The organism is Streptomyces sp. NPDC003023 (genome assembly GCF_042888225.1).
Taxonomy (GTDB): Bacteria; Actinomycetota; Actinomycetes; order Streptomycetales; family Streptomycetaceae; genus Streptomyces.
The window spans coordinates 535,117-560,314 of sequence record NZ_JBIAPL010000004.1 but is presented as its reverse complement, the minus strand read 5'-3'; the positions used below and the strand labels follow the sequence as shown (position 1 = coordinate 560,314).

Sequence of the window (25,198 nt, the reverse complement as noted above, 5' to 3'; positions counted from 1 at the left end):
GGTGTCTCGGTCGGTCGAGTCGTGACGATCAGGAACGGCCGGAGGACGAAGATCGCCACTCGGAGAATGGTCACTCAGAGTGCGTCGATGGTGACAGAACCGAGTCAATACCCGAGCATTGCACGCCTATCCACAGCCCACGGTCCCTCGGACGGGTGATTGGAGAGGCGCCCGCCTGCCGCCGCCCGCCCGCGATTCGCAACTCGCCCCTACGGTGCGCCCTCTCCCTTGCGGTGCACCCGCGCGACCCAGTCCGCCGGTTTGGCGATCTCCGACTTGGTGGGGAGCGTGTTCGGCGAGGTCCAGACCCGGTTGAAGCCCTCCATGCCCACCTCCTCGACCACGGCCCGCACGAAGCGTTCGCCGTCGCGGTACTGCCTCAGCTTGGCGTCGAGGCCGAGCAGTTTGCGCAGCGCCAGATCCAGCCTGCTCGCGCCGCGTGCCCTGCGCTGCTGGAACTTCTCCCTGATCTCCGAGACCGAGGGCACCACCGCGGGGCCGACGCCGTCCATCACGAAGTCGGCGTGGCCCTCCAGCAGGGACATCACGGCGGTCAGCCGGCCGAGGATCTCGCGCTGGGCCGGGGTCTGCACGATTTCGACGATGGAGTGGCCGCCCTCGTCCTGTTCGCCCTCCGGGCGCGCCCCGGCCAGCGACTGGGCCGCCTCGCGAAGCCGCTCGAGGACGGTCATGGGATCCATCTCGGTCTCGCCGAGGAATGACTGGATCTCACCCTCCAGATGGTCGCGCAGCCATGGCACGCCGGTGAACTGGGTGCGGTGGGTCTCCTCGTGGAGGCAGACCCAGAGCCGGAAGTCGTGCGGGTCCACTTCCAGTTCGCGTTCGACGTGGACGATGTTGGGCGCGACCAGCAGCAGTCGTCCGCCGCCGTTCCCGTTGCCGTCGACGGGGTCACCGGCGGGCAGATCCCGGGTGCCCGGCGCGAAGGTCTCGTACTGGCCGAGGACCCGCGAGGCCAGGAAGGACAGCAGCATCCCCAGTTCGACACCGGTCACCTTGCCGCCGACAGCACCGAGCACGGCGCCGCCGGGGGTGCCGGAGCGCCGCTCCTGCATCTTGTCCAGCAGCGGCCGCAGCAGCTCGCGGAAGCCCGCGACGTTCGCCTTGACCCAGCCGGCCCGGTCCACGACGAGGACCGGGGTGTCCCGTGGCCGAGCGCCTTCCGGGATCATCCGGGTGAACTCCCGGACGTGCTCCTCCGAGGCCTTGGCATGCCGGCGCAACTCGGCGACGACGGCACGCGCCTCGTCACGGGTCACGTCGGGACCGGGCCGCACGAAGCGGGTCGCGGTCGCCGCGGCGAGGTTCCAGTCGACCATCTCGGCACCACCGATGCTCGTCATGCGTCAACCGTACGTTCTCGACTCCGGCTGCGGAGAGGTGTCGTCGCCCGCCGATTCGCTCCCCCGTCCCGTCAAGGTCCTTCAAGGTCCTTTCGAGGCCTGTTCCGGTCAGGACGCCAGGGCGGCCGCGAGGCGGTCGAGGGCGGGCCGGGCCTCGTACGCGGAACGGGTGTCCGCGGCCAGGAAGGCGAAGCCGAGGAGTCGGCCGCCCGGGGCGACGACCGTGCCGGCGAGGCTGTCGACGCCTCTGAGGGTGCCCGTCTTGGCCCGGACGAGGCCGCCTGCCGCGGAGGCGTCGGAGTAGCGGTCCTCGAGCGTGCCGCTGAAGCCGGCGACGGGTAGTCCGGTGAGGATCGGCCGCAGTTCGGGATGGGCGGGGTCCCCCGCGCGGGCCAGCAGGGTGGTGAGCAGCGCGGCGGACACCTTGTCGCGGCGGTTGAGCCCGCTGCCGTCCGCGAAGCGGGTTCCGGCGAGCGGCAGCTGGAGCCGTGCGAGCTGCTTGGTGACGGCCCGTTCCGCGCCGGCGAAGGAGGCCTTCTCACCGGTCGCGACGGCGGTCTGCCGGGCGAGCGATTCGGCGATGTCGTTGTCGCTGGTGGTGAGCATCCGCTCGACGACCAGCGACAGGGGCCTGGACAGGACCTGAGCGAGGGGTACGGCCTCGGCCGCCGCGCGGCCGGGGGCGGGAGTGCCGGTACGGACTCCTCGTTCGGCGAGCATCCGGCCGAAGACGCGGGCGGCTTCACGGGCCGGGTCGGCGCCGCGGGCGGCTGCTCCGGTCGTGCGGTCGTCGAGCCTGCCCTGTCCGACCATGAGGGCGCTGACCGGGGCGATGTTGGCGTTGGGGCCGATGGGGTGGAGGGCGGGGCCCTGGTAGAGCGAGCCGTCGTACTCGAGCCGGAGCGCGGCGGTCTGCCTCCGGTCCCGCAGGGCGCGTGCCGTCCGGTCCGCGAGTTCGCCGAGGCGGGTCCTGTCGAGGGTGGCGTCGCCGCCGCCCACCAGCGTGATCTCCTTGGTGCCGGGAGCCGCGACGACCGTGGTGGGGATGCGGTGGTCGGGTCCGAGCGCGGTGAGTGCCGCGGCTGCCGTGGCGATCTTCACGGTGGACGCCGGGACCATGGAGGCCTCCGCGCGCCGCCCGTACAGCCGCTCGCCGGTGGCGAGGTCGACGACGCAGGCCGCGGGCGCCGTGCCGAGGGCGGGGTCGGCGAGCAGCGGATCGAGGATCTTCCGCAGGTCACCGGGGGTGCTGCCTTCCCCGGCCGACACTGTGCGCGGACCGCCCAGGGCCGCGAGGACCGGAGCGGCGCTGGGAGCGGGCGCGGGACGCTTCGGTGCCGGCGGTTCGTGATGTGCGCCACCCGTGGGGCCGACGGCCGCCGCGCGCGCCCTCTCGGCCGTACGCTGACCCGAGTCCCAGGGCCCCGCCGCGGTCACCGCCCCGGCGGCGAGGGTGAGGCCGACCACGGCAGCACCTGCTGCAAGCTGCCACGTCCTGACCTTCGGCACCTCGCACCAGCCCCTTTCGCGATCACACATGTGCGTGAGGGACACTTAATCACCAGTAGAGCGTCTTGCTATGTGTTGATCATGGAGGAGCCACCCGTGGAGTTCGACGTCACCATCGAGATCCCGAAGGGTTCGCGGAACAAGTACGAGGTGGACCACGAGACCGGTCGGATCCGCCTTGACCGTCGACTCTTCACCTCGACCAGCTACCCGGCCGACTACGGCTTCGTCGAGAACACCCTCGGCGAGGACGGCGACCCGCTGGACGCGCTGGTCATCCTTGACGAGCCGACCTTCCCGGGCTGCCTCATCAAGTGCCGCGCCATCGGCATGTTCCGTATGACGGACGAGGCCGGCGGCGACGACAAGCTGCTGTGCGTGCCGGCGTCCGACCCGCGTGTGGAGCACCTGCGGGACATCCACCACGTGTCCGAGTTCGACCGCCTCGAGATCCAGCACTTCTTCGAGGTCTACAAGGACCTGGAGCCCGGCAAGTCCGTCGAGGGCGCCGACTGGGTCGGCCGCGCCGAGGCCGAGGCCGAGATCGAGGCCTCTTTCAAGCGTCTCGAGGCGCAGGGCGGCGCGCACTGACGCCGCACAGCTGAGCACTCCGACGCGGGCGGGACACCTTGGGTGTCCCGCCCGCGTCGCGTATCCCCCCATGTCCGTGCCCATACTGGGCAGAAGCGCCGGTCGAGGGACGGTTACGAGAGGGAGCGAGGACGACGAGTGGTGGCGGAGCCCGAGGGTCCGGAAGACCGGAAGCCTCAGTCCGACGAGGCGCGCAGCGCGTTCATCCCGCCTGCCGGGGTGGACCAGCCGGAAGCACCGGAAGAGGACCACCCCAGCTCCGAGTTCGCCGTACCGACCGGACTCGCGCCCGAACCGCCCGCGGAGCCCGAGGGCTCCGCGTTCGCCCCGCCGAGCGTCTACAGCTTCAGGAACTCACCGCCGGCGTTCACTCCGGCGCACGGCATCCCCGTCGTCCGGCTCACCAAGGGCGCGCCCTGGCAGGACCGGATGCGGGCGATGCTGCGGATGCCGGTGGGCGAGCGCCCGGTGCCGGAGACCGGGCACCGGCACGACGAGGCCGGTCCCGCGGTTCCGCGTGTGCTCGACCTGACCCTGCGTATCGGGGAGTTGCTGCTGGCGGGCGGCGAGGGCGCGGAGGACGTGGAGGCGGCGATGTTCGCCATCTGCCGTTCCTACGGGCTGGACCGCTGCGAGCCGACCGTCACCTTCACCCTGCTGTCGATCACCTATCAGCCGTCCCTGGTCGACGACCCGGTGACGGCGAACCGGACCGTGCGGCGGCGTGGCACCGACTACACGCGGCTCGCCGCTGTCTACCGACTGGTCCACGACATCAGTGTCGAGGAGTCGGACGTCACGCTGGAGGAGGCGTACCGGCGCCTCGCCGAGATCCGGCGTAACCGGCACCCCTATCCGGGGTGGGCGCTCACACTGGCCGGCGGGCTGCTTGCCGGATCGGCGTCGGTGCTGGTGGGCGGTGATCTGGTGGTGTTCCTCGCCGCAGCGGTCAGTGCCATGCTCGGCGACCGGCTGGCCTGGCTGTGCGCCGGGCGCGGGCTGCCGGAGTTCTACCAGTTCGTCACGGCGGCGATGCCGTCGGCGGCGGTGGGCGTGGCGCTGAGCCTGTCACCGCTGGAGGTGAGGGCGTCCGCGGTGATCACCGGTGGGCTGTTCGCGCTGATTCCCGGGCGGGCGCTGGTGGCCGGCGTGCAGGACGGGCTGACCGGCTTCTACATCACGGCGGCCGCGCGACTGCTGGAGGTCGGCTATCTGGTGGTCGCCATCGTGGTCGGCGTGCTGTCGGTGCTGTATCTGGGCCTGGCGCTGGACGCGGGGCTCAATCCGGAGACGGCGATCCACAGCGTGGCGCGGCCGGTGCCGCAGACGCTGGCGGCGATGGGCCTGTCGCTGTGCTTCGCCGTGATGCTCCAGCAGGAGCGGAGCACGGTCGCGCTGGTGACGTTCAACGGCGGTGTCGCGTGGGTCGTCTACGGCGCCCTGGCGGATGTCGGCCGGGTCTCGCCGGTAGCCGCGACAGCCGCCGCCGCGGGCCTGGTGGGCCTGTTCGGGCAGATGCTGTCGCGGTACCGGTTCGCTTCCGCGCTGCCGTACGTGACGGCCGCCATCGGCCCACTGCTGCCCGGCAGTGCCACGTACTTCGGTCTGCTGGAGATCGCCCGGGGCAACACCAACGCCGGTCTCGCCTCGCTGAGCAAGGCGGCCGCCCTGGCGCTGGCCATCGCGATCGGGGTGAACCTGGGCGGCGAGATCTCCCGGCTGTTCCTGCGGGTGCCGGGGGTGACCGGGGCCCCGCCGGGCGCGGAGACCCCGGGCGGACGCCGCGCGGCCAAGCGGACGCGCGGCTTCTGAGCCGGCGGGAGCGTCAGCGCTTGGCGTGACGGCCGCCGCGCGGGGACGACGGCGGGATCGTGTCGTCGGGGGCGGAGGCGGCGACGGAGTCGGCGGCCGCGGCCTTCTTGCCCTTGGAGCGGGCCCGCAGGAACTCGACCACGATCGGGACGACCGAGATCAGGACGATCAGGATCAGGATCGCCTCGATGTTCTTGTGGACGAAGTCGATGTTGCCGAGCGCGGCGCCGAGCAGAGTGACGCCGGCTCCCCACAGGACACCGCCGATGACGTTGTACGTGACGAACGAGCGGTAGTTCATCCGGCTCACACCGGCGATGATCGGCGTGAACGTACGCACGATGGGCACGAAGCGGGCGAGGACCAGGGACTTCGGGCCGTACTTCTCGAAGAAGTCGTGCGCCTTCTCCACGTTCTCCTGCTTGAAGAGCCTCGAGTCGGGGCGCTTGAAGAGGGCCGGGCCGACCTTGCGGCCGAAGAGATAGCCGACCTGGTCGCCGATGACGGCGGCGAGCACGATCAGGGTGCACACCAGCCACAGCGGCATGTCGATCTTGTCGGCGGTCACCAGCAGACCCGTGGTGAACAGCAGCGAGTCGCCGGGCAGGAAGAATCCGATCAGCAGACCGGACTCGGCGAAGACGATGACCAGCACACCGATGAGACCGAACGTGGTGATGAGGTAGTCCGGGTCGAGCCAGCTCGGTCCGAGCGCAAGGGTGTTCACGAGGTCCGGGCTCCTGTGGTGATAGTCATGGGAATGTTCGGCTGCCCAAAGCTATCAACGCATACGAGTGATGCCGGGTTCCACCGGCTGCCCGCGGACGCCGGATGAACGGCAGGCCACCCGACCGGGGCCGGCCCGGGGCGCGGCGGCGGGCCGGCCCGGGGCACCGCGGCCCCCGGCCGGTCCGCCCGGGTCAGAGCCGGCGGACGGCGTTGGCGAGGATCGCCTCCCGCTGGTAGGCCGCCAGACCCGCCCCGGCCCGGTCGATGTTGCGGGTGAACCGCTCGTCCGTGACGTACATCTCGGCGAGGCAGGTGTGGATCTCGTACGTGCAGTCGTAGTGGTTGCGGCTGATCCACAGGCGGTGATCCTCCGCGGCGTCCATGGCCGCCTCGGACTCCGGCTCCGCGCCGGCCTCCATCAGCGCCACGAAACGGCGGGTGATCTCCTCGGCCTCGCGGTTGATCCGCAGCCAGTCCTCCTTCGTGTACGAGGCCGTACGGCGCTGGGACTCCTTGTAGGCGTCGGTGCCGCCCCAGCGCTGCTCGGTCTCCTGCGCGTAGTCGTCGGGGTCGAAGTCACCGAAGACCTCGAACTTCTCCTCGGGCGTGAGGTTGATGCCCATCTTCTTCGCCTCCATGGCTCGCTCGACGGCGGCGGCCATCTCCTGCAGCCTGGTGATCCGGGCGGAGAGCAGTTGGTGCTGCCGCCGCAGGTGGGCCCGCGGGTCCAGGTCCGGGTCGTCCAGGAGTGCCGCCACTTCTTCGAGGCGAAAGCCGAGCTCGCGGTAGAACAGGATCTGCTGCAGCCGGTCGAGATCGGCGTCGTCGTACCGCCGGTGGCCGGAGCCGCTCCGGCCGCTGGGCCGCAGCAGGCCGATCTCGTCGTAGTGGTGCAGGGTTCGCACCGTCACCCCGGCGAAACCGGCGACCTGTCCCACGGAGTAGCTCATCGCCTTCGCTCCTTCGTTTCCGTTGCGTGCCCAAGGCTGCTGCCTCACGTCGCGTGAGGTGCAAGCCCGCGGGAGGCCCGCGATGTCAGCGTTCCACCGCGGGGGCGCCGAAGGAGGCACGCCGCCGCCACGGCGTACGGTGCCGCTCGACGCCGCGCCTCAGCGGCCCAGGCGGCGGAAGCGGCCGACCGCCAGGGGGAAGAAGACCGCCACCAGCAGCAGCGGCCAGGCCACCGCGAGCAGGTGCGCGTGCTCCGCCGGCCACGAGCCCTCGGCCACGTCCGGAATCCCGGCCAGGTCACGGACCGTCGTCGCGGTCGCCGAGATCGGGTTCCACTCGACGGCCGCGCCCAGCCAGCCCGGCATCGAGGCGGGGGTGGCGAAGGCGTTGGACAGGAAGCCCACCGGCCACACGAGGATCTGGACCGCCTGCACCAGTTCCGGCTTTCCGGCCACCATCGCGAGGTGGATGCCGATCCACAGCATCGCGAAGCGCAGCAGGAGCAGCAGCCCCACGGCGCCGGCCAGTGCCCCGAGGCCGCCGTTCCATCGCCAGCCGATGGCGTGTCCGACCCCGATCATGACGAGGAGGCTGAGCGCCGACTGCAGCATGTCCGCGAAGCTGCGCCCGACGAGCACGGCCGACGACGCCATGGGCATGGAGCGGAAGCGGTCGATGACTCCCTTGTTGAGGTCCTGGGTGACCGCGAGCATCGTCGCTTCCAGGCCGAACGCCATGGTCAGCGCCAGCATGCCCGGAACCAGGAAGTCGACGTAGGCCCCTTCCACGCCCCGGCCGCCGCCGATGAGGTAGCCGAACATCAGCAGCAGCATCACGGGGAAGACGAGCCCGACCACGACCTGGACGGGCCGGCGTGCCCAGTGGGCGAGTTCCCGCCTGGTCATGGTCCAGGAATCGGTCAGTACGTAGCCGCTCATGCCGCGTTCTCCTTGGTCAGGTGGAGGAAGACCTCGTCGAGGGTGGGCCGGCGCACGGCCAGGTCCTCGGCGTCGATCCCGGCCGCCTCCAGTGCCCGTACGGTCTCGGTGAGTGCGGCCATCCGGTCGCTCACCGGCGCGCTGACCAGCCTCCGGTCGGCGTCGACACTCGCCTCGCCCGGCAGCAGGGAGGCGACGAGATCGAGCCGGTCCGTGTCGCGGAGGACCACGTCGATCCGGTCACCGCCGGTCCTGGCCTTGAGATCGTCCGCGGTGCCCTCCGCGATCACCCGGCCGGCGTCGACGACCGAGATCCGGTCGGCCAGCTGGTCGGCCTCCTCGAGGTACTGCGTGGTGAGCAGCACGGTCGTGCCGGCGCCGACCAGGGAGCGCACCGAGCTCCACACCTCGGCCCTGCCGCGTGGGTCGAGGCCCGTCGTCGGCTCGTCGAGGAACAGCACCTCCGGGTCGGTGATCAGGGAGGCCGCGAGATCGAGCCTTCTGCGCATGCCGCCGCTGTAGAGCTTGACCGGCTTGCGTCCGGTGTCCGCGAGCCCGAACCGTTCGAGCAGTTCGTCCGCTCGCGTGCCCGCCCGGCGTGCGCCCAGGTGGTACAGCCGCCCGAACATCTCCAGGTTCTGCCGGCCGCCGAGCTCCTCGTCGACCGCGGCGTGCTGGCCGAGGAGTCCGATGCGCCTGCGGACCTCGGCCGGCTGGGTGCGCACGTCGTGTCCTGCGACGCGCACGTGGCCCTCGTCGTGCCGCAGCAGGGTGGCCATGACGCGCACGACGGTGGTCTTGCCCGCACCGTTGGGCCCGAGCACGCCGTGCACGGTGCCGCGCGCGACCGTCAGGTCCAGTCCGGCCAGGGCGTGCCTGTCCCCGTACCTCTTCCGCACTCCCTCGACGACGATCGCGTCCGTCATCCATCTCCTCCAACGTCTCCGACCATCAATAGTCAAACTTGACTACTCGGAGAAAGATAGCCGCCCGGAGAGCACTCGTCAAACTTGATTACTGGAGATCGCCCTCATGCGGCTCGCCCGTGGCATAGGGGTTCGCCTCCCCGTCGGGCCGCACCGCGACGAACGGTTCGCCCTCCCCCGCGAAGGAGTAGGCGCCCTCCTCGATCCGGCGGATCAGCCCACGAGTCCACTCGGCGCCCGAGTCCGCCGACGCGACCCACATGTTCATGATCTCGCCGATGTGCCCCAGGGACTGGGGCCCCTCCTCCGGCGTGTAGTACTCGGTGACCGACGAGCGCCACTCCTCCAGGCCGCGCACCCGTTCCTTCAGCAGCGCCACGGCCTCCCCCCTCGGCAGGTCGACGATGAAACCGACAGCCGCGGAGAGCACGTCCGTCTTCTGGTCGTGGGCGGTCAGCGACTCGCGCAGCAGGGAGAAGAACTCCTCTGTGCCCTGCTCGGTGAGCTCGTACTCGGTGCGCGGCGGCCCGCCGGCGGTGGAAGGAGCCGTCTCGTGGGCGTGCAGCAACCCCTGCTTCGCCATCTGCTTGAGCGCGTGGTAGATCGATCCGGGTTTGGCGTTGGACCACTCGTGCGCACCCCAGTACTCGAGGTCGTTACGGACCTGGTAGCCGTGCGCGCGTCCGTGCTGACGCACGGCGCCCAGGACCAGCAGCCGAATCGCTGACATCCCCGTACCTCCTGATCAACTTTGACCAGGGTACGCAGCGGTCGTCACGCGCCCCAGTCGCCTCCCTGTTCCAGCGCGACCAGGTCGAAGGCGCCCTTGCCGTCCAGGGACTCGCGGATGATGTCCGCGTGGCCCGCGTGCCGGGCGATCTCCTCGACCAGGTGCATCATCATCCAGCGCATCGAGACCCGGCCGTCCTTCGGGAACCAGGGCGCCGGAGGCAGCGGGAAGGTGTCGTCCAGGCTCGGCACGGAGCGGATGAAGTCCTCGGTCTCCCGGACGACCGAGTCCCAGAAGGCCAGCGTCCCGGGGACCGTCTCCTCCCCGACCAGGCGGAAGCTGTCGCCGTAGTCCTCCGCCGAACGCTGCCTCTCGTTGGGCTTCTCCTGGGCCATGCGCAGCCAGTTCAGCTCCATCTCGGCCACGTGCTTGAGCAGACCGGACAAGGACAGCTCGCTGGCGCTCGGCCGGCTCGCGGCCTGCTCCTCGGTCAGCCCGAGGACAGAACGCCGGATCGCGCCGCGCTGCGCCTCCACGAAGGAGAGGAGGGCGCCGCGCTCGTCGCCGTGTGCTTCCGAGGGAACGTGAGTGACCATGGGGTCCGCCTTCCGGATCGAGGGGGGCCCTGCGCCCCTCCTGCCGACACCTCGAAAGCTACGGGCCCTTGCGGTCAGGTCCTGTCCGCAAGGGCCCGGGGCCGGGTGGGTTCCTCAGAAGGGGAAGCGCGAACGCCCGTGCTGCACCGAGATCCACTTCTGGGTGGTGAACGCGTCCAGCATCGAGTCGCCGTTCAGCCTGCCGAGACCCGACTGCTTCTCGCCGCCGAAGGGGACGATCGGCTCGTCGTGGACGGTGCCGTCATTGATGTGGATCATGCCGGTGTTCACCCGCTTCGCGAGCCGCACACCACGCTCCACGTCGGCGGTGTGCACCGCGCCGCTCAGGCCGTACGGAGTGTCGTTGGCGATCGCGACCGCCTCCTCCTCCCCGTCGAACGGGACGATCAGCGCCACCGGGCCGAAGATCTCCTGCGACAGGACCGGGGAGTCGGCCCGGAGCCCGGTCAGCACCGACGGGGAGACCAGATTGCCCTCCGTGCCGCCGTGCAGGAGGGCCGTCGCCCCCGCCTCCACGGTCTGCGTCACGAGCGAGGAGACGGCGTCCGCCTGCGAGGAGTTGATGAGCGGGCCGATGTGGGTGGCCGGGTCGGCGGGGTCGCCGACCTTGAGGGTCCGCACCTTCGCGACGAACTTCTCGGTGAATTCCTTCTCGACCGACCGGTCCACCAGGATGCGGTTGGCGGCCATGCAGACCTGGCCCTGGTGCACGAAGCGGCTGAAGACCGCGGCGTCCACCGCGTAGTCGATGTCGGCGTCGTCGAGCACGATCAGTGCGCTGTTGCCGCCGAGTTCGAGGATGGCCTGCTTGAAGTTCGCCGCGCAGACCGTGGCCACGTGGCGGCCGACCTTGTCGGAGCCGGTGAAGGAGATCGCCTTCGGGACCGGGTGCGCTATGAGCGCGTCGCCTATCTCGGCTATGTCCGTGATCACGACGTTCAGCAGACCGGCCGGCAGACCCGCCTCCTCGAACACCTTGGCCACCAGCGAACCGCCGCAGACCGGGGTGTTCTGGTGCGGCTTGAGCACCACGGCGTTGCCGAGAGCCAGCGCGGGCGCCACCGACTTGATCGACAGCAGGAAGGGGAAGTTGAAGGGGCTGATGACGCCGACGACACCGACCGGCACGCGGTAGACCCTGTTCTCCTTGCCGTCGACCGGCGAGGGCAGGATGCGGCCCTCCGGGCGCAGCGACAGGTGCACCGCCTCGCGCAGGAACTCCTTGGCGAGGTGAAGCTCGAAGGCCGCCTTGAGGTGCGTACCGCCGAGTTCCGCGATGATCGCCTCGGTGATCTCCTTCTCACGGTCCTCGACGATCCGCAGGGCACGCTCGAACACCGTCCGGCGGGCGTACGGGTTGGTGTCCGCCCAGGCCTGCTGCGCACGCTCCGCCGCCCGGTAGGCCAGGTCCACCTCGCCGGCCGTGGCCACGGGGATGGAGGCGAGCTTCTCCCCGTCGTAGGGATTGAAGTCGATGATGTCCCAGGAGCCGCTGCCGGACCTCCACTCGCCGTCTATGTACTGCTGGGCCAGGTCGGTGAAGAAGGACATGTGATCCCTTACTCCAGAGGCATGAGCACGGACTGATGTGGCGTCATCGTACTTACGTTTCAAATGAGTTGGAGCAGTCCCCGAAGAAGGTCACGGGTCTCGGCCGGATCCGGACTGTCCTCCGTCAGCCGCTCCATCACCCGCTCGTACTGGGCGACCTCCTCGCGCTTGTCCAGATACAGCGCGCCGGTCAGCTGCTCCAGATAGACGATGTCGGAGAGGTCCGACTCAGGGAAGCGCAGCATGGTGAACGCGCCGCTCTCACCCGCGTGTCCGCCGAAACTGAACGGCATCACCTGCAGGGTGATGTTCGGGTGCTCGGAGACCTCGATCAGATGACGCAGCTGAGCCTGCATCACCGCCCGGTCGCCGTACGGACGGCGCAGGGCCGCCTCGTCCAGCACGACATGCAGATGAGGGGCGCGTTCGGAGACGAGTGTCTTCTGGCGCTCGAGCCGCAGCGCGACCCGGCGGTCGATCTCGGCCCGGGGGGCGTCGGGCATGCCGCGGGTGACGACGGCGTGCGCGTACGACTCGGTCTGCACGAGCCCGTGCACGAACTGCACTTCGTAGATACGGATCAGCGAGGCGGCGCCCTCGAGACCGATGTACGTCTGGAACCAGCCGGGGAGCACGTCGCCGAAGCTGTGCCACCAGCCCGCGACGTTGGCCTCCTTCGCGAGCCCGAGGAGCGAACCGCGCTCGTTGTCGTCGGCGACCCCGTACAGCGTCAGAAGGTCCTCGACGTCACGCGCCTTGAAGCTCACCCGACCCAACTCCATACGGCTGATCTTGGATTCGGACGCACGGATCGAGTAGCCGGCCGCCTCCCGGGTGATGCCCCTCGATTCCCGCAGCCTTCTGAGCTGTGAACCCAACAGGATGCGCCGCACCAGCGACCCTCCGCCCGGACCCTCGGCGCGGGAGTCCCCCCACGACCACGCTGCCTCACCTGCCGTCACGATCTCGGCCCTCCACATCCCTGCTGTGCTTCGCTCTGTTCACGTGATCCGATGCTGTCCGCCGGGTCCCCCCGAACCCAAGAGGCGGATTCTGCCACCAAAACGCTTCAGCCCGTACTCATTCGATTACACAAATGGGAAGCGGGTGGGAAGAGGGCGGAAGAGATCTGAGGAAGATATGAGCAAGAAACGGCACGGGGCGGACAGGAACGGCGCGTGCACGTGCATCTGCCCTTGCATCTGACCTACGCATTCGGAACCATGGTTGCCGCGCACCTGCGTGCTCGTTCGTGTTGTAGCGTCACAGCCGCGATTCCCGGGAGTGCCTCGCATGGGACCGAATGGATCCACCATGCTCGAGCCGTTACGGCAGGGCCTTCCCCCGATCGATCCCGCCGCCGTCTCCAGCTCGGCCTCGTGCACCCTTCCCGCCCGCTTCGAAGCGGTCCGCGGTGCCCGCCGGTTCACGAAGAACACCCTGGACCAGTGGGAGCTCGACGAACGGTTCGACGATGTCGCGCTGGTCGTCTCCGAACTCGTGACCAACGCCCTGCGCCACGCCCTGCCGGCAGACAGCGCTCCACGCGAGCCCGCCAAGGAGTCGCCGGTCCGGCTGCACCTGATGCGGTGGACGGGCAGGCTGGTGTGCGCGGTGCGCGACCCGAGCCACGACGGCCCCAGGTCCCGGGAGGCGGAGGAGGACTTCTCCGCCGAGTCCGGCCGCGGGCTGTTCCTGGTCGACTCCTTCAGTGACGGATGGGGCTGGCACCCGCTCGCCGGATCCCTGCGCGGCAAGGTGGTCTGGGCACTGTTCCGCGTGGGCTAGGACCACCTTGGGGCTTCTCCGCCCGGGGGCTTCTCCGTCCGAGGGCTTCTCCGTCCGAGGGCTTCTCCGTCCGAGGGCTTCTCCGTCCGAGGGCTTCTCCGTCCGAGGGCTTCTCCGTTCGGGGCACTTCTTCGCACCGGTCCGGGCTTCCGTGAACGGCAGACGCCGGGCCGGAGGATCCTCCGGCCCGGCGTCAGTGCCGCGTGACGCGGACGAGCCTCAGGCTCCCGCGACCAGATGGTCGAACTCGCCGTCCTTGACGCCCAGAAGGAGCGCCTCTATCTCGGCCGGTGTGTAGACGAGCGCGGGCCCGTCGGGGTGCCGCGAGTTGCGCATCGCCACGTCGCCGTCGGGCAGCCTGGCGAACTCCACGCACGAGCCCTGTGAGTTGCTGTGCCTGCTCTTCTGCCAGACGACCCCGTGAAGCTCCGTGGCCGCCATGCCGTTGTACACGTGGTGCACAAGTCGCTCCCGGGGTGCAAGGTGCAGGTCTCAACTATCCGGGATCATAGCTGTGTTCATATGCAGATGCATGAGGCGTATGCATGAGGCCTATGCATGAGCAGATGCACGTGCACGCGGGGTGTTGCCGCGGTTACAGCTGCGCTCTCGGACGTATAGACGTCTGCCCCCGGCAATCGGTGCCATCCCCGTGATCATGGGATCGGGTACCGCCCGGTGGTACGTCGTTCGGGAACCCGCTCCGTTCAGCGGCCCGTGGCGGAGGAGGAGTACGGAAGCAGCGCCATCTCGCGGGCGTTCTTGATTGCCCGGGCCAGTTGACGCTGCTGCTGCGCCGTCACCTTGGTCACCCGGCGGCTGCGGATCTTCCCGCGGTCCGAGATGAACTTCCGCAGCAGATCGGTGTCCTTGTAGTCGATATAGGTGATACCGGCCCGGTCCAGCGGATTGGGGCGGGACTTCAGCGGCTTGCGCGGGTCGGTGCGGCGGGGTGACATGTCAGACCTCCAGGAGGGAGTCGAAGGCGGGTGGCAGGCGCTTCCAGGCCTCACGGCCGGCGGCGTACTCGGCATCGGTCAACAGGCACGACTCGAGGAGCTGTTCCAGGCCCTCGCGGTCGAGGCCCGGCGAGGTGAACACCAGGTGCTGGCAGCAGTCCCCGTGCTCCGGGTGCCAGTCCAGCGCGGCGGCGGCACGGCGCACCGGCGGGACCATCTCCCACGCGGCGTCCGGCAGCGACGCGAGCCAGGGACCAGCGCTCTCCACACAGAGCGCTCCCCCGGCCGCGTCCCAGGCCAGCAGGGTGTCCGGCCGGTCGGCCAGCCAGAACCTGCCGCGGCTGCGAGCGGCGGCGCAGGTCAGGTCCTCCAGTGCCTGGTAGAGCCGCTCGGGATGGAAGGGCCGGCTGCGGTGCCACACATAGGTGCCGACGCCGCAGTCGTCCGCCTCCTGCGGGAGCAGCGCGCAGGCCGGGTGCTGCGCGGCCGCGGCGGCCTCCACGTCGAAGCCGGCGACGGCCGCGGCGACCAGCTCGTCGCTGTCCACGGGGATCCGGTGGGCGGTCGGGTGCAACTGCGTCAGCAGCGCACGGTCCTCCTCGTCGGCCTCGCCGTCGTCGACGACGGCGAGGACCGGGGCGTACTCCAGCTGGCGTGCCCAGGTGTCCGCGATCGTGCGCTGATCGGAAGGGGCCGCGGCGAGGCCCGCCTCCGAGAGGTCGTCGCCGTTGCCGAGGTAGGGCAGCAGCAGCGCCGGGTCGACGGCCGTCATCACCGAGGTCACCGCGAGGTGTTCACCGCCGTGCGCGGCGACCACCTCTGCCATGGCCTTGGGTTCGACCGAGTCCCAGAGCTCCACGATCGCGAGACGGGTCCCGCCTTCCTCCGCGAGCCGCGCCAGTTCGGGGACCAGGTCCTCGCGCAGTGCGCAGCAGGCGCAGTCGTTGACCAGGGGTGTGTCGCCGGTGTCGCGGACACCGTGGGCGTCGCGGACGGTCCGGACGACGGTGCCGTGTTCGGCGGTCGACAGGTCGTGATGCAGGGCGACGCTGCCTGCCACCGCGGAGAGCAGTCGCTCCACGGTGGCCCGGCGGGCGTCGGCGTGCAGTCCGCCGACGAGCGCGACGGCCAGCGTCACCGTCGGCTCCCGTAACGCCGCTCGAAGCGCTCGACGCGTCCGGCGGTGTCGAGCACGCGTGCCGTCCCTGTGTAGAAGGGGTGGCTCGCGGACGAGATCTCCACGTCGATGACCGGGTAGGAGTTGCCGTCCTCCCAGTCGATCGTCTTCTCGCTGGTGGCGGTCGACCGGGTGAGGAAGGCGAACCCGGCGGTCTTGTCGCGGAACACGACGGGGGCGTAGCGGGGGTGGATTCCGGGCTTCATCGTTCAGCGCTCCTCTCGGAAGTCGACGTGGCGCCCGGCGACCGGGTCGTACTTGCGCAGGGTCAGCCGGTCGGGATCGTTACGGCGGTTCTTGCGGGTGACGTAGGTGTAGCCGGTGCCCGCGGTGGAGCGGAGCTTGATGACCAGGCGGATGTCGTTGCGAGCCATGCCGCTACAATAAATGGAAATGATTTCCATTACCAAACCCGTCCACGAGAGGTGCATCACCATGTCAGCGCACTGCATGCTCACCGGGGCCGCGCCCGGCTTCGGCAATCGGATCTCCCACTCGCACCGGCGCACGTCCCGCCGCTTCGACCCCAACATCCAGCACAAGCGGTACTGGCTCCCCGGCGAGGGCCGCCACGTCCGTCTCACGCTCAGCGCCCGGGCGGTCAAGACCATCGACGTGATCGGCATCGAGGCCGCCGTGGCCCGCATCCGCGCCCGGGGAGTGAAGATCTGATGGCGAAGAAGAGCAAGGTCGCACGCAACGAGCACCGCAAAGCGGTCGTGGAGCGCTACGCCGCACGGCGGGCGGAGTTGAAGGAGATCATCCGCAGGCCGGGCACGAGCGAGGCCGACCGGCGCTCCGCTCAGGCGGAGTTGCGACGTCAGCCGCGTGACGCGAGCGCCACGCGCGTGCGCAACAGGGACGGAGTGGACGGCCGACCCCGCGGCCACCTGCGGAAGTTCGGCCTGTCCAGGGTCCGGTTGCGTGAGCAGGCCCACGCCGGCCTTCTCCCCGGAGTGCGCAAGTCCTCCTGGTAGCTTGGCGCCGTCTTGCCACCGAACAGGGGGATCGAGCAATGCCCAAGCTCGTACGTACAGCGGCCGTCGCGGCGGGTTTCTTCGCCGCCCTCGCACTCACCGGATGCGGCAGCGGTGAGAGCGACGACGCCGGCAAGGACGCCAAGGCCTCCGCCTCACCCGCGGAGACCGGCGGCGACACCGGCGGCGAGGGCAGGAGCCGCGACATCGAAGGCACCTGGACCGGTACGAGCGAGGGCAAGCCGGTCGCGCTCTCCGTCACGGGCGGCAACGCCGCCCTCGTCGCCGACGGCCACGCCTGCACCGGTGAGGTCCAGGACATGGGCAAGCAGATGCTGTCGCTGAAGTGCGCGGACGGGAACACCGACCGCACGATGGGCTCGATCGAGTCCAACGACGGTACGACGCTGGTCATCTCCTGGGACGCCGGCAAGAAGGACACGCTCAAGAAGAGCGAGGACGGCGAACTGCCCGACGGCCTGCCGACCGGTCTGCCCACCGAGTTCCAGGTTCCCTGACGGCACCGGCCGGGTCCTGCCGCACACATCACCGGGCCGCGGATCCCTCAGGGGTCCGCGGCCCGTCGTCGCCCCGGCCCGCGGCGAGGGCATCGGCCAGGGCGTCCAGGGCGGCCAGAAGCTGGACGGCGCCGCCCCGCAGCACCGCGTCGGCCGCCTCCTTCGTGCCCCACCGGTCCACCACCTCGTGGACCGGGCCCCAGTCGGGCACCCGGTGCTCCCGCACCTCCTGGACGGCCTCCTCGGTGGCGTGGCGCAGCACTTCGGCCAGCGCGGCGGCGGCCGGCACCGGCTCGGCGTCACGGCCCGCGCCGTACTCGGGCAGATGCGCCTCGATGAGCATGGCCACCCTGCCGGCCTGGGCGAGCGCCCGGCCCGCGTCCTCCGCCGTCGCACGGGACAGCACCCGGGCACGCACCGGTTCGTACCGCGCCTTGTTCAGCGCCTCCCGCCAGGCGATACGGGTGTCGCGCGAGGTGAGCAACGCCCGGCGGACGTCCTCGGCACCGGTGCGATCCGCGAAGGCGTCGGGGTGGTCGGCGGAGGCGTCGGGGTGGTCGGCGGAGGCGTCGGGTCGGTGGGCGGAGGCGTCGAAGTGGTCGGGGTCCTCGCGGTCGGGTCCGGCGGGGTCGGCGTAGCGGTCGAGGACGGCTGCGGCGTAACGGCCGTTGGCGAGCAGCCAGTCCGCGAGACGGTGGTGCAGACGCGGGGTCTCCCAAGCGGGATACACCGCGTACGCGAGCATCGCGAGCAATCCGCCGAGAAGCGTCAGCAGCACCCGCTGGGGCACGGTCTGGGCCCAGTCCTCGCCGCCTGTGCCGAGCAGGAAGACCACATAGGCAGAGATGAAGACGCTGGCCGCGGCGTAACCGGTGCGCATCACCAGATACATGCCGAAGGCGCACAGGACGGCGATGCCCGCGCTGACGTAGGTGCCGGGGTGGGCGGCCTGCACCACCGCGGTCGCCGCGCCCACACCGACGAGGGTGCCGCACAGCCGGGCGACGGAACGGCCGTACGTCTGCGAGAAGTCGGGCCGCATGACCATGACCGCCGTCAGGGGCGCCCAGTAGCCGTGGCCGAACGGGAGCAGGGTGCCCAGGAGATAGCCGGCGGCCACCACCACCGAGGAGCGGTTGGCGTGCCGCAGGACGGGGGATCCGGGGCGCAGTTCGCGCCGCACGGCACGCACCGCATCGGGGACCAGTCGCAGCAGCCCGAGCCGTGTGCGGTGGTCGGACTCGGCCGTGCCGGCTCCGCGTGCCGTGTCCCGGACGTCGTCGAGCAGCGCGGTCAGCCGGAGGGCCGCCCGGCGGGGCGGCCCGGTGAGGACGGCTCCGGTGTCGGGCGTCCGCAGCGCGGCGGCCGCGGCCGGCGACACCCGTACCCCTTCTGCCCCGTGCCGTACGGCACGCGCGGCGGCGTCGAGCACGGTGCCCGCCGCGTCGAGGAGTTCACGCACCCGTTCGCGAGCCGGTCCCTCGGCGGGTACACCGACCGCCGGATCCGCGAGGGAGGCGAGCACGGGCCTGATGCGTTCGGCGACCCCTCGGGTGCCGTGCAGTTCGGCCGGCCTGCGCCTGGCCTCCCGCGGGGTGACGGCCGCGGCGCTGCGGGCGTGCATCAGCGGCGCCGGGTCGAAGGACGCGGTCGGGTCGTGGCGCAGCCTGCGCGCGTAGTCGGCCTCCGCGGCGAGCGCGTCGGCGAGCGCGTCCCGCTGCGCACCCCAGCGGCGTACCGGAAAGATCACGACGAGGAGGGCCTGCACGATGCCGCCGACGGCGATCATCGCGGCGTGGACCGCCGCGGCGGCGACCGAGGTGGGCAGGGTGACGGTCACCAGCATGATGGCGATGTTGGAGGAGGCCATGATGCCGACGGTCGGGCCCACGGCCCAGGCGAGGCCGCCGAGGAACGTCCACAGCGTCAACAGCGCGACGAACAGGACGACATGGGCACCGGTGACATAGCCGAGGAAGGTGGACAGCGCGAGCGTGGCACCCGAGACGAGCGCCAGGACGGGTCGCGGCCGCCAGCTTCGCTGGAAGGTGGCGATCGCCGCCTGGAAGGCACCGAAGGCGGAACTCACCGCGACGGCCGGACCGAAGAGTGCGAGGGCGGCACCGACGACGAGCGCGAGCCCGGCGGCGCCACGGAGCGCCACCAGAGGCTCCAGCCGCTGCCGTTCGATCTTCAGACCCGAACGGGCGGTCTCCCTCAGCGCCCGGAGCCAGCTCATGAGCCGAGCGTAACGGCCTTTACGGACAATTCACCGATGGGCGACGCGGAATCGTGCGGAACGGCCCGTGACAGGTCGGGGCCGCCCGGAACGGCCTCCTGACGCCTCGGCGCCGAGGGCGCGGTGCCGAGGGCGCGGTGCCGAGGGCGCGGTGCCGAGCGGCGTGGTACCGAGCGGCGTGGTCCGCCCGCCCCTCCGCCGCTACCGCCGTGGCCGCCGCTCGACATCGCCGGCCGACGGCGCGGGCCCCCGCCGCTCCGCCCGGTCCGCCGCGGCGCGGCCGTCCTGCCAGCCGTCGAGGTCCGTGGCGCCGCGGACGCGGGTGGTCGTCGTCTGCGGGAACATCCGGTCGGTGTGGGAGGTCACCGCCACGTCGCGCGAGGCCAGGACCGGGAGCAGATCCGCGGTGACCACCTCGTCGGCCACCGCGGCCAGGTGTTCGCCGAGGCGGCTCGCGTACGCGGTCCAGAACGACTGCCGGAAGGTCTTCGTACGCCGGCGCCCGCCCGCGCGCTGTGCGGACTCCGCCTTGGCCAGCGCCGTCGCCCCCTGGACGAGCAGTGAGGTGTGGAGCAGTTCGACCGACTCGAGGTCGCTCTCGAAGCCGACGACGGTGGAGAAGGCGAAGGAGCTGTTCCACACCGCGCGGCACCGGTTCGCGCCGGCCACCGCGTCGAGCAGCACCGCCTTCGCCGTCTCGTACGGCGCGTCCACACCGATGCGGCATGCCGACGGGACGTCCGGGCTGTGCGTGCGGGCCGCGAGCAGGGCCTCGTCGATGCTGTGGCGTGCCATCAGTTCCTGCGCCTTGGCCGTGAGCGCCTCCGCCTCCTCCGGAAAGCCGGTGGCCTCCGCCTTCGCCAGCAGCGCGCGGATACGGCCGAGCATCCGCGGCTCGAACGGCGACGCCGGTATCGCGGCCAGGGGCTCTCCCGGAACCGGCCCGACCGGTTCGATCGCGGGGAGGCGGGCGAGCAGACGGAACAGCTCCAGCAGGGCGGTGGCGTGGGAGAAGCGGTCCGACCTCGGCGGCTGCAGGTCGCCCAGGTCCACGAGCTGCGCCTGGAAACGGGGTGCCAGACGCGAGCCGTACCGCCGCGTCTCCGCCGCGATCAGATCGGCGGCCAGCCCTTCGTGCGCCTCGTCGAGGTCGCGGCGGACCAGCCGCAGGACATCCGCCGGCTGCCAGCCGCGCTCCCAGGCCCGCCGTACGAACTGCTCGCCGCGCAGGCGGAGCTCCTCGTCGGCGGAGGGGTCGGCGGCGAGCAGGGACGCGCCGGTGTCGAGCGCGTCGTCGCCCTCCGCGTACAGCGCCGCTGCCAGCGCCTTCTCGACCGTTCTCATACCTCGGATGGTCCCACGGGCGCCTCCGGCGGTCCTGCGGGGTGGGGCAGGCCATACCCCGGAAACACCCTCCAGTGGTCGTGATCACAGCCTCCGCCGACGAAAGCCTGGAGTCATGACCACAACAGCCGTACGGCTCACCGCGCTCCGCCGCGTGCACCGGGACGTCATCGCCCTCGACGGCGTCGACCTCGACTTCACCTCCGGTACCTTCACCGCCGTCATGGGGCCCTCCGGGTCCGGCAAGTCCACGCTGCTCCAGTGCGCCGCCGGGCTCGACAGGCCCACGTCGGGGGCCGTGGAGATCGACGGAGTGCCGCTCGGCGGGCTGAGCGAACGACGGCTGACGCTGTTGCGGCGGGACCGTATCGGGTTCGTGTTCCAGGCGTACAACCTGATCCCGTCACTGACCGCCGCCCAGAACGTCGGGCTGCCACTGCGGCTGGCCGGACGGCGGCCGTCGCATGCCGGTGTGCGCGAGGCGCTCGCCCGGGTCGGTCTCGAGGGGCGGGCGGGTCACCGCCCGGGCCAGTTGTCAGGAGGGCAGCAGCAGCGGGTGGCGCTGGCCCGTGCCCTGATCACGCGGCCGGCCGTGCTGTTCGCCGACGAACCGACAGGAGCACTCGACACCGTCACCGGTCGGGAGGTGCTCCGGCTTCTCAGAGGGCTGGTGGACGGGGAGGGGCAGACGATCGTGATGGTCACCCACGATCCGGTGGCCGCGTCCTTCGCCGACCGGGTCGTCCTCCTGGTCGACGGGCGAGTCGGCGACGACCTCGCCGCGCCCACGGCCGAGCAGGTCGCGACGCGTCTCGCGGGTCTGGAGGCCGTACCGTGCTGACCGTCGCCTTCGCCGCGCTGCGGACCCGCTGGGCCACCTTCGTCGCGAGTTTCGTCGCACTCGCGCTCGGGGTCGGTCTGCTCACGGCCATGGGCCTCGGCCTCGCCTCCACGCTAGACGCGCCGCGACGCCCGCCGGAACGGTTCGCGTCGTCGCCGGTGGTCGTCATGGGACAGAACAGACTCACCGTGGAGGTGCGGCGCGGGCCCAGGACGAGCGAGGTGTCCAAACCGCTGGCCCATCCACACCCTGTGGACGGCGGACTGGTGGACGAACTGCGGGAACTCGGTCCCGTGGTGCTCAGCGGCGGCCCTGACGCGGTCGGCGTCGACGCCCCCGTCGCCGCGGTGCGAGAACTGGTGGGCGCGAAAGCCCGGGTTCTCACCGGGGACGACCGCCGTCTGGCCGACCCCGAACCGGATCGCGACGCGCAGGCCCTCGTCGCCGTCAACTCGGTGCTCGGCACGGCCGGCGGGGTGTCCGCCTTCGTCTCCGTCTTCGTCGTCTCCTCGACATTCGCCTTCGCGGTGGCCCTGCGGCGGCGCGAGTTCGGTCTGCTGCGGACCGCTGGAGCGACGCCCGGCCAGATCCGCCGGCTGCTGCTGACCGAATCGCTGGTCGTCGGCCTCCTCGCCTCCGCAGTCGGCTGCGCGCTGGGTGCCCGGGGTGCGCCGCTGCTCGCCCGGGCCCTGGTCGAAGGAGGGTTGGCTCCCGAGTGGTTCGCGATCCGGGAGGACGTGACCTGGCCCTTTCATACGGCGTTCTGGACGGGACTCGTGGTAACGCTCGCGGGAGTGTGGGCGGCCTCCCGCCGGGCCGGACGCATCGGTCCCGCCGAGTCCCTGCGCGAGGCGGACGTCGACACGAGCGTGCTGCCGCACGGCAGGCTGCTGGCGGGAATCGTCCTCGCGACGGCCGGTGCCGCATTGCTGGCCTGGGGGGTCGCCACGGACCCGGCCCACCTGCTCAAGCGTAAGTCGTACGTGACCCGGCCGATGATTCTGATCACCGCCGTCGCCCTGCTGGCCCCGCTGTTCGTACGGCGCACCGCGAGGCTGCTGCGTCTCCCGGGGGCGACGGGGATGCTGGTGCGCGAGAACACCGCCGCCTCCGTGCGCCGCACGGCCGCCGTCGCCGCGCCCGTGCTCGTCACGGTCGCGCTCGCCGGGTCCCTGATCGGGTCCGCCGAGTCCGTGGCGGCGGCGCGGGCGGCCGAGGCACGCGAGCAGACCGCTGCTCAACTGGTGGTGAGCGGCGACCGGTTGCGTGTGCCGTCGGGGCGCGGCACCCCCGCCGCGCCCGGCCTGCGCGACGCGACCGTGTCCCCGTCCGCGGCCACCGTCGTCTTCGTACGCGAGGAGGGCACCGCACTCGTCGGCTTCGAGGCGCGGGCGGTGACCGACCCCGCCGCCTTCTCGGAACTGGCTCGGCTGCCCGTCGCGGCGGGCGATCTGCGGGACCTCGACGACCGGTCCATCGTCGTCACCGAGGAGTGGCGCCACCGCGACGTCGGCGACGACATCGACGTGTGGCTCGGCGACGGCCGTCCCGCGAGGCTCCGCGTCGCCGCCGTGCTGGCCACGGGGGCCGGCGGAAACGGTGCGTTCGTCACGGCCGCCAACGCGCCCACCGCCCCGATCGACAGGATCGACGTACGGGCCGGGGACGGCACCACCCCTCCGCTCCTGTCCGCTCTGGCCGCCGAACTGCGGCGCACCTCGGGCGGAACGGTCCTCGGCGTGACCGAATGGGCCGCGGCCACCCATGCCCGTACGGGCCCGCAGACCCGCCTCGGGCTGCTCGTCGTCCTCGGGATCGCCCTCGTCTACACGACGATCGCTCTCGGAGGAACGCTGCTGATGGCCGGCTCCGCCCGGTCCTGCGAACTGGCGTCCCTGCGCCTCGCGGGAGCGACCCGCGGCCAGGTGCTGCGGGTGGTCGCGGGTGAGTCGCTGCTCGCAGTGGCCGTGGGCGCGGTGCTGGGAGCCGCCGTCACGGTGGTGAACCTGGCGGGACTGGGGGCCGCGCTCGCCGCCCTCTCGGCACCCGTGACGATCACGGTGCCGTGGGGAACGGCCGGCGCCGCCCTCGGTGTGTGCGCCGTGGTCGCCGTACTCGCGGCGCTGGTCAGCTGCCCGCGGACCCGGTGAGGCCCCGGCGCACGTACGGGAAGGTGCCCTTGGCGCACGAAACGCGAAGGCGCCCGGCGGGTCACCGCCGGGCGCCGGGCACCGGCACTCCCTACGAGCTCCGCAGTGTCTTCCTCGCCAGTTCGTACGCCGGAAGCATCTGCTCGTGCTCCTCGGAGTCGAGCCCGCCGAGATCGACGATCACCACACCCCGCGGTGTGGCCACCGCGAAGGCACGCTCCTTCTTGGGCTCGTCGAGGATCTCGTCGGTGTTGACGTACGTCACCTCCGTGGCGGCGAACTTCCCCGCCTCGATCTGCGTGTACGCCTCCTGCTCGCGGTTCCGCGCCCCGTCCGCGACGAACGCCTCCAGCGCCTCGCGGGTGTCGTCGCCCGCGTCCGCACCGACCCACACCCGCATGAAGCCGATGTTGCCTGCGGGCTTCGCGTCGATCTCGCACACGAGGGTGACGGGACCCTGCTCGAGAAGCGCGGCGAACTCGTCGTCCGGGGCGCTCTCCACGGCCTCCGGTTTCCAGTCCGCCGCCAGGTCGAAGGTGATCGGCATGGAGCACGGCGAGCCGGCCGCACCGACCGAGCGGCCCTTCGCCGGCTGGTCTGCCGCACCGTCCCCCTTGCCGTCCTTCCCCCGATCCCCCCGATCCCCCGGATTCTCCTGCTTCTCCTGCTTCTCCTGCTTCTCCTGCCTCTCGTTCGCCGATCCCCCAGCGCTGCTCGCGGGGTCGCTCTCCGACGAACAGCCCGTGACCGCCCCCACGGTCAGCGCCGCCGCCAGCACCCCCAGAGCCGCGCCACGCACGCGCCCCCGCGTCATTCTCCGCACCGTACGATCCCCACCCTGTTCATCGAACCGCCAACGTTGTCGGCGGCGTTGCGGGATCGATTCTATGGAGACCGCGCGACGAGGAAGGACCCGTGAAATGGGCGAGAACAAGGATCGGATGCTGGCGGGCGAGTGGTACCTGCCGGACGACGAGGAACTCGGCGCGGAGACCCGGCGGCGCTTCGACCTCTGTGCCGCGTACAACGCGAACGGGGGTGCCACTCCCGCCGACAGAGCGGCGATCCTCGGTGAACTGCTCGGGCCGACCGGCGAAGGCGTACGCATCCGACCGCCGTTCCAGTGCGACTACGGGTACCACATCAGCATCGGCGACCGTACGTTCGTCAACTTCAACGCGGTCTTCCTGGACGCGGCCCCCATCACGATCGGCTCCGACGTACAGATCGGCCCCAACGTCCAACTCCTCACCCCCGCCCACGAACTGGACACGGAGCGCCGCCGCGCGGGGTGGGAGAAGGCGCTCCCGATCACGATCGGCGACAACGTCTGGCTCGGTGGCGGCGTGATCGTCTGCCCCGGCGTCACGATCGGGGCGAACACCGTCGTCGGCGCCGGCGCGGTGGTCACGAGGGACCTGCCGGCCGGGGTCCTCGCCGTCGGCAACCCGGCCCGCGTGGTCCGCGACCTCACACGGTGAGCCCAG

At 71.2% G+C, this 25,198-nt stretch carries 27 protein-coding genes; 9 read left to right on the top strand and 18 right to left on the bottom strand.

From position 1 onward, the window contains the following. Positions 1-209: 209 nt before the first annotated feature. Entirely contained in the window at positions 210-1,364 is a 1,155-nt protein-coding gene (locus ACFYV1_RS17690; RefSeq protein WP_389396371.1) for a zinc-dependent metalloprotease, read from the bottom strand. 108 nt (positions 1,365-1,472) lie between these two features. Next, positions 1,473-2,831, bottom strand: coding sequence for a D-alanyl-D-alanine carboxypeptidase/D-alanyl-D-alanine-endopeptidase (gene dacB / locus ACFYV1_RS17685; protein WP_389396370.1), 1,359 nt, complete (start codon positions 2,829-2,831; stop codon positions 1,473-1,475). A 138-nt stretch (positions 2,832-2,969) separates the two neighbouring features. On the opposite strand from dacB, the gene ACFYV1_RS17680 reads away from it, so the two are divergent. Together ACFYV1_RS17680 and ACFYV1_RS17675 are read left to right on the top strand one after the other, a co-directional pair. Beyond that, positions 2,970-3,464, top strand: a complete 495-nt coding sequence (locus ACFYV1_RS17680) for an inorganic diphosphatase (RefSeq protein ID WP_005314187.1) — start codon at positions 2,970-2,972, stop codon at positions 3,462-3,464. Positions 3,465-3,602: 138 nt separating this feature from the next. Further along, entirely contained in the window at positions 3,603-5,276 is a 1,674-nt protein-coding gene (locus ACFYV1_RS17675) for a threonine/serine exporter ThrE family protein (protein WP_389396369.1), read from the top strand. A 13-nt stretch (positions 5,277-5,289) separates the two neighbouring features. On the opposite strand, the gene ACFYV1_RS17670 is transcribed toward ACFYV1_RS17675, so the two are convergent. The 8 genes from ACFYV1_RS17670 to ACFYV1_RS17635 form a co-directional block, all read right to left on the bottom strand. Next, positions 5,290-6,003: a DedA family protein gene (locus ACFYV1_RS17670; RefSeq protein WP_389396368.1), complete on the bottom strand. Its 714-nt coding sequence runs from the start codon at positions 6,001-6,003 to the stop codon at positions 5,290-5,292. 193 nt (positions 6,004-6,196) lie between these two features. Continuing rightward, a complete protein-coding gene (locus ACFYV1_RS17665) occupies positions 6,197-6,955 on the bottom strand; it encodes a MerR family transcriptional regulator (RefSeq protein WP_389396367.1) in 759 nt (252 codons plus the stop codon). 159 nt (positions 6,956-7,114) lie between these two features. Further along, positions 7,115-7,894 carry an ABC transporter permease gene (locus ACFYV1_RS17660; protein ID WP_389396366.1) on the bottom strand — a complete coding sequence of 260 codons (780 nt, stop codon included), beginning with the start codon at positions 7,892-7,894 and terminating at the stop codon, positions 7,115-7,117. After that, positions 7,891-8,820: an ATP-binding cassette domain-containing protein gene (locus ACFYV1_RS17655; RefSeq protein ID WP_389396365.1), complete on the bottom strand. Its 930-nt coding sequence runs from the start codon at positions 8,818-8,820 to the stop codon at positions 7,891-7,893. Before ACFYV1_RS17655 ends, ACFYV1_RS17660 begins: the two co-directional genes overlap by 4 nt. 88 nt (positions 8,821-8,908) lie before the next feature. Further along, positions 8,909-9,550 (bottom strand): PadR family transcriptional regulator, encoded by a 642-nt coding sequence (locus ACFYV1_RS17650; RefSeq protein WP_389396364.1) that lies wholly within the window; start codon positions 9,548-9,550, stop codon positions 8,909-8,911. A gap of 44 nt (positions 9,551-9,594) precedes the next feature. After that, positions 9,595-10,146: a DinB family protein gene (locus ACFYV1_RS17645; RefSeq protein WP_389396363.1), complete on the bottom strand. Its 552-nt coding sequence runs from the start codon at positions 10,144-10,146 to the stop codon at positions 9,595-9,597. Positions 10,147-10,260: 114 nt separating this feature from the next. Further along, positions 10,261-11,718 (bottom strand): aldehyde dehydrogenase family protein, encoded by a 1,458-nt coding sequence (locus tag ACFYV1_RS17640; RefSeq protein WP_389396362.1) that lies wholly within the window; start codon positions 11,716-11,718, stop codon positions 10,261-10,263. Positions 11,719-11,777: 59 nt separating this feature from the next. Continuing rightward, positions 11,778-12,680 carry a helix-turn-helix domain-containing protein gene (locus tag ACFYV1_RS17635; protein ID WP_389396361.1) on the bottom strand — a complete coding sequence of 301 codons (903 nt, stop codon included), beginning with the start codon at positions 12,678-12,680 and terminating at the stop codon, positions 11,778-11,780. 331 nt (positions 12,681-13,011) lie between these two features. On the opposite strand from ACFYV1_RS17635, the gene ACFYV1_RS17630 reads away from it, so the two are divergent. After that, on the top strand, positions 13,012-13,506 hold the full coding sequence (locus tag ACFYV1_RS17630; RefSeq protein WP_389396360.1) for an ATP-binding protein: 495 nt from the start codon (positions 13,012-13,014) through the stop codon (positions 13,504-13,506). A gap of 219 nt (positions 13,507-13,725) precedes the next feature. Here the strand turns inward: ACFYV1_RS17630 and ACFYV1_RS17625 are convergent, their stop codons facing one another. The 5 genes from ACFYV1_RS17625 to rpmG all read right to left on the bottom strand — a co-directional run bounded on the left by ACFYV1_RS17625 (position 13,726) and on the right by rpmG (position 16,016). Further along, on the bottom strand, positions 13,726-13,968 hold the full coding sequence (locus ACFYV1_RS17625; RefSeq protein ID WP_389396359.1) for a DUF397 domain-containing protein: 243 nt from the start codon (positions 13,966-13,968) through the stop codon (positions 13,726-13,728). Positions 13,969-14,213: 245 nt separating this feature from the next. Further along, the gene (gene rpsR / locus ACFYV1_RS17620; protein WP_389396358.1) at positions 14,214-14,465 is read right to left on the bottom strand and encodes a 30S ribosomal protein S18; all 252 of its coding nucleotides are present in this window, start codon (positions 14,463-14,465) and stop codon (positions 14,214-14,216) included. Position 14,466: 1 nt separating this feature from the next. After that, positions 14,467-15,603, bottom strand: a complete 1,137-nt coding sequence (locus tag ACFYV1_RS17615) for a CobW family GTP-binding protein (protein ID WP_389396357.1) — start codon at positions 15,601-15,603, stop codon at positions 14,467-14,469. After that, complete coding sequence (locus ACFYV1_RS17610) at positions 15,600-15,848, bottom strand: type B 50S ribosomal protein L31 (RefSeq protein WP_389396356.1); 249 nt, start codon at positions 15,846-15,848, stop codon at positions 15,600-15,602. The genes ACFYV1_RS17615 and ACFYV1_RS17610 overlap by 4 nt, the downstream gene beginning before the upstream one ends. Positions 15,849-15,851: 3 nt before the next feature. Next, positions 15,852-16,016 carry a 50S ribosomal protein L33 gene (rpmG, locus tag ACFYV1_RS17605; RefSeq protein WP_389396355.1) on the bottom strand — a complete coding sequence of 55 codons (165 nt, stop codon included), beginning with the start codon at positions 16,014-16,016 and terminating at the stop codon, positions 15,852-15,854. A gap of 61 nt (positions 16,017-16,077) precedes the next feature. Here rpmG and rpmB point away from each other — a divergent pair, with 61 nt between their 5' ends. From rpmB to ACFYV1_RS17590, 3 genes are read left to right on the top strand one after another with little or no spacing between them, the layout of a single operon-like run. After that, complete coding sequence (rpmB, locus tag ACFYV1_RS17600) at positions 16,078-16,314, top strand: 50S ribosomal protein L28 (protein ID WP_389396354.1); 237 nt, start codon at positions 16,078-16,080, stop codon at positions 16,312-16,314. Continuing rightward, positions 16,314-16,619: a 30S ribosomal protein S14 gene (gene rpsN, locus ACFYV1_RS17595; RefSeq protein WP_389396353.1), complete on the top strand. Its 306-nt coding sequence runs from the start codon at positions 16,314-16,316 to the stop codon at positions 16,617-16,619. The genes rpmB and rpsN overlap by 1 nt, the downstream gene beginning before the upstream one ends. Before the next feature lie 38 nt (positions 16,620-16,657). Beyond that, complete coding sequence (locus ACFYV1_RS17590; protein ID WP_389396352.1) at positions 16,658-17,137, top strand: hypothetical protein; 480 nt, start codon at positions 16,658-16,660, stop codon at positions 17,135-17,137. A 28-nt stretch (positions 17,138-17,165) separates the two neighbouring features. Here ACFYV1_RS17590 and ACFYV1_RS17585 read toward each other — a convergent pair whose 3' ends face one another. Next, positions 17,166-19,376 carry an FUSC family protein gene (locus ACFYV1_RS17585; RefSeq protein WP_389396351.1) on the bottom strand — a complete coding sequence of 737 codons (2,211 nt, stop codon included), beginning with the start codon at positions 19,374-19,376 and terminating at the stop codon, positions 17,166-17,168. A 201-nt stretch (positions 19,377-19,577) separates the two neighbouring features. Then, on the bottom strand, positions 19,578-20,720 hold the full coding sequence (locus ACFYV1_RS17580) for a DUF2786 domain-containing protein (protein ID WP_389396350.1): 1,143 nt from the start codon (positions 20,718-20,720) through the stop codon (positions 19,578-19,580). A 115-nt stretch (positions 20,721-20,835) separates the two neighbouring features. On the opposite strand from ACFYV1_RS17580, the gene ACFYV1_RS17575 reads away from it, so the two are divergent. Together ACFYV1_RS17575 and ACFYV1_RS17570 are read left to right on the top strand one after the other, a co-directional pair. Next, complete coding sequence (locus ACFYV1_RS17575) at positions 20,836-21,561, top strand: ABC transporter ATP-binding protein (RefSeq protein ID WP_389396349.1); 726 nt, start codon at positions 20,836-20,838, stop codon at positions 21,559-21,561. Further along, entirely contained in the window at positions 21,555-23,711 is a 2,157-nt protein-coding gene (locus ACFYV1_RS17570) for an FtsX-like permease family protein (protein ID WP_389396348.1), read from the top strand. Before ACFYV1_RS17575 ends, ACFYV1_RS17570 begins: the two co-directional genes overlap by 7 nt. Before the next feature lie 91 nt (positions 23,712-23,802). On the opposite strand, the gene ACFYV1_RS17565 is transcribed toward ACFYV1_RS17570, so the two are convergent. After that, positions 23,803-24,525 (bottom strand): lipoprotein, encoded by a 723-nt coding sequence (locus tag ACFYV1_RS17565; protein ID WP_389396347.1) that lies wholly within the window; start codon positions 24,523-24,525, stop codon positions 23,803-23,805. A 106-nt stretch (positions 24,526-24,631) separates the two neighbouring features. Between ACFYV1_RS17565 and ACFYV1_RS17560 the strand changes: the two genes are divergently transcribed. Next, complete coding sequence (locus tag ACFYV1_RS17560) at positions 24,632-25,192, top strand: sugar O-acetyltransferase (protein ID WP_389396346.1); 561 nt, start codon at positions 24,632-24,634, stop codon at positions 25,190-25,192. Positions 25,193-25,198 lie beyond the last annotated feature (6 nt).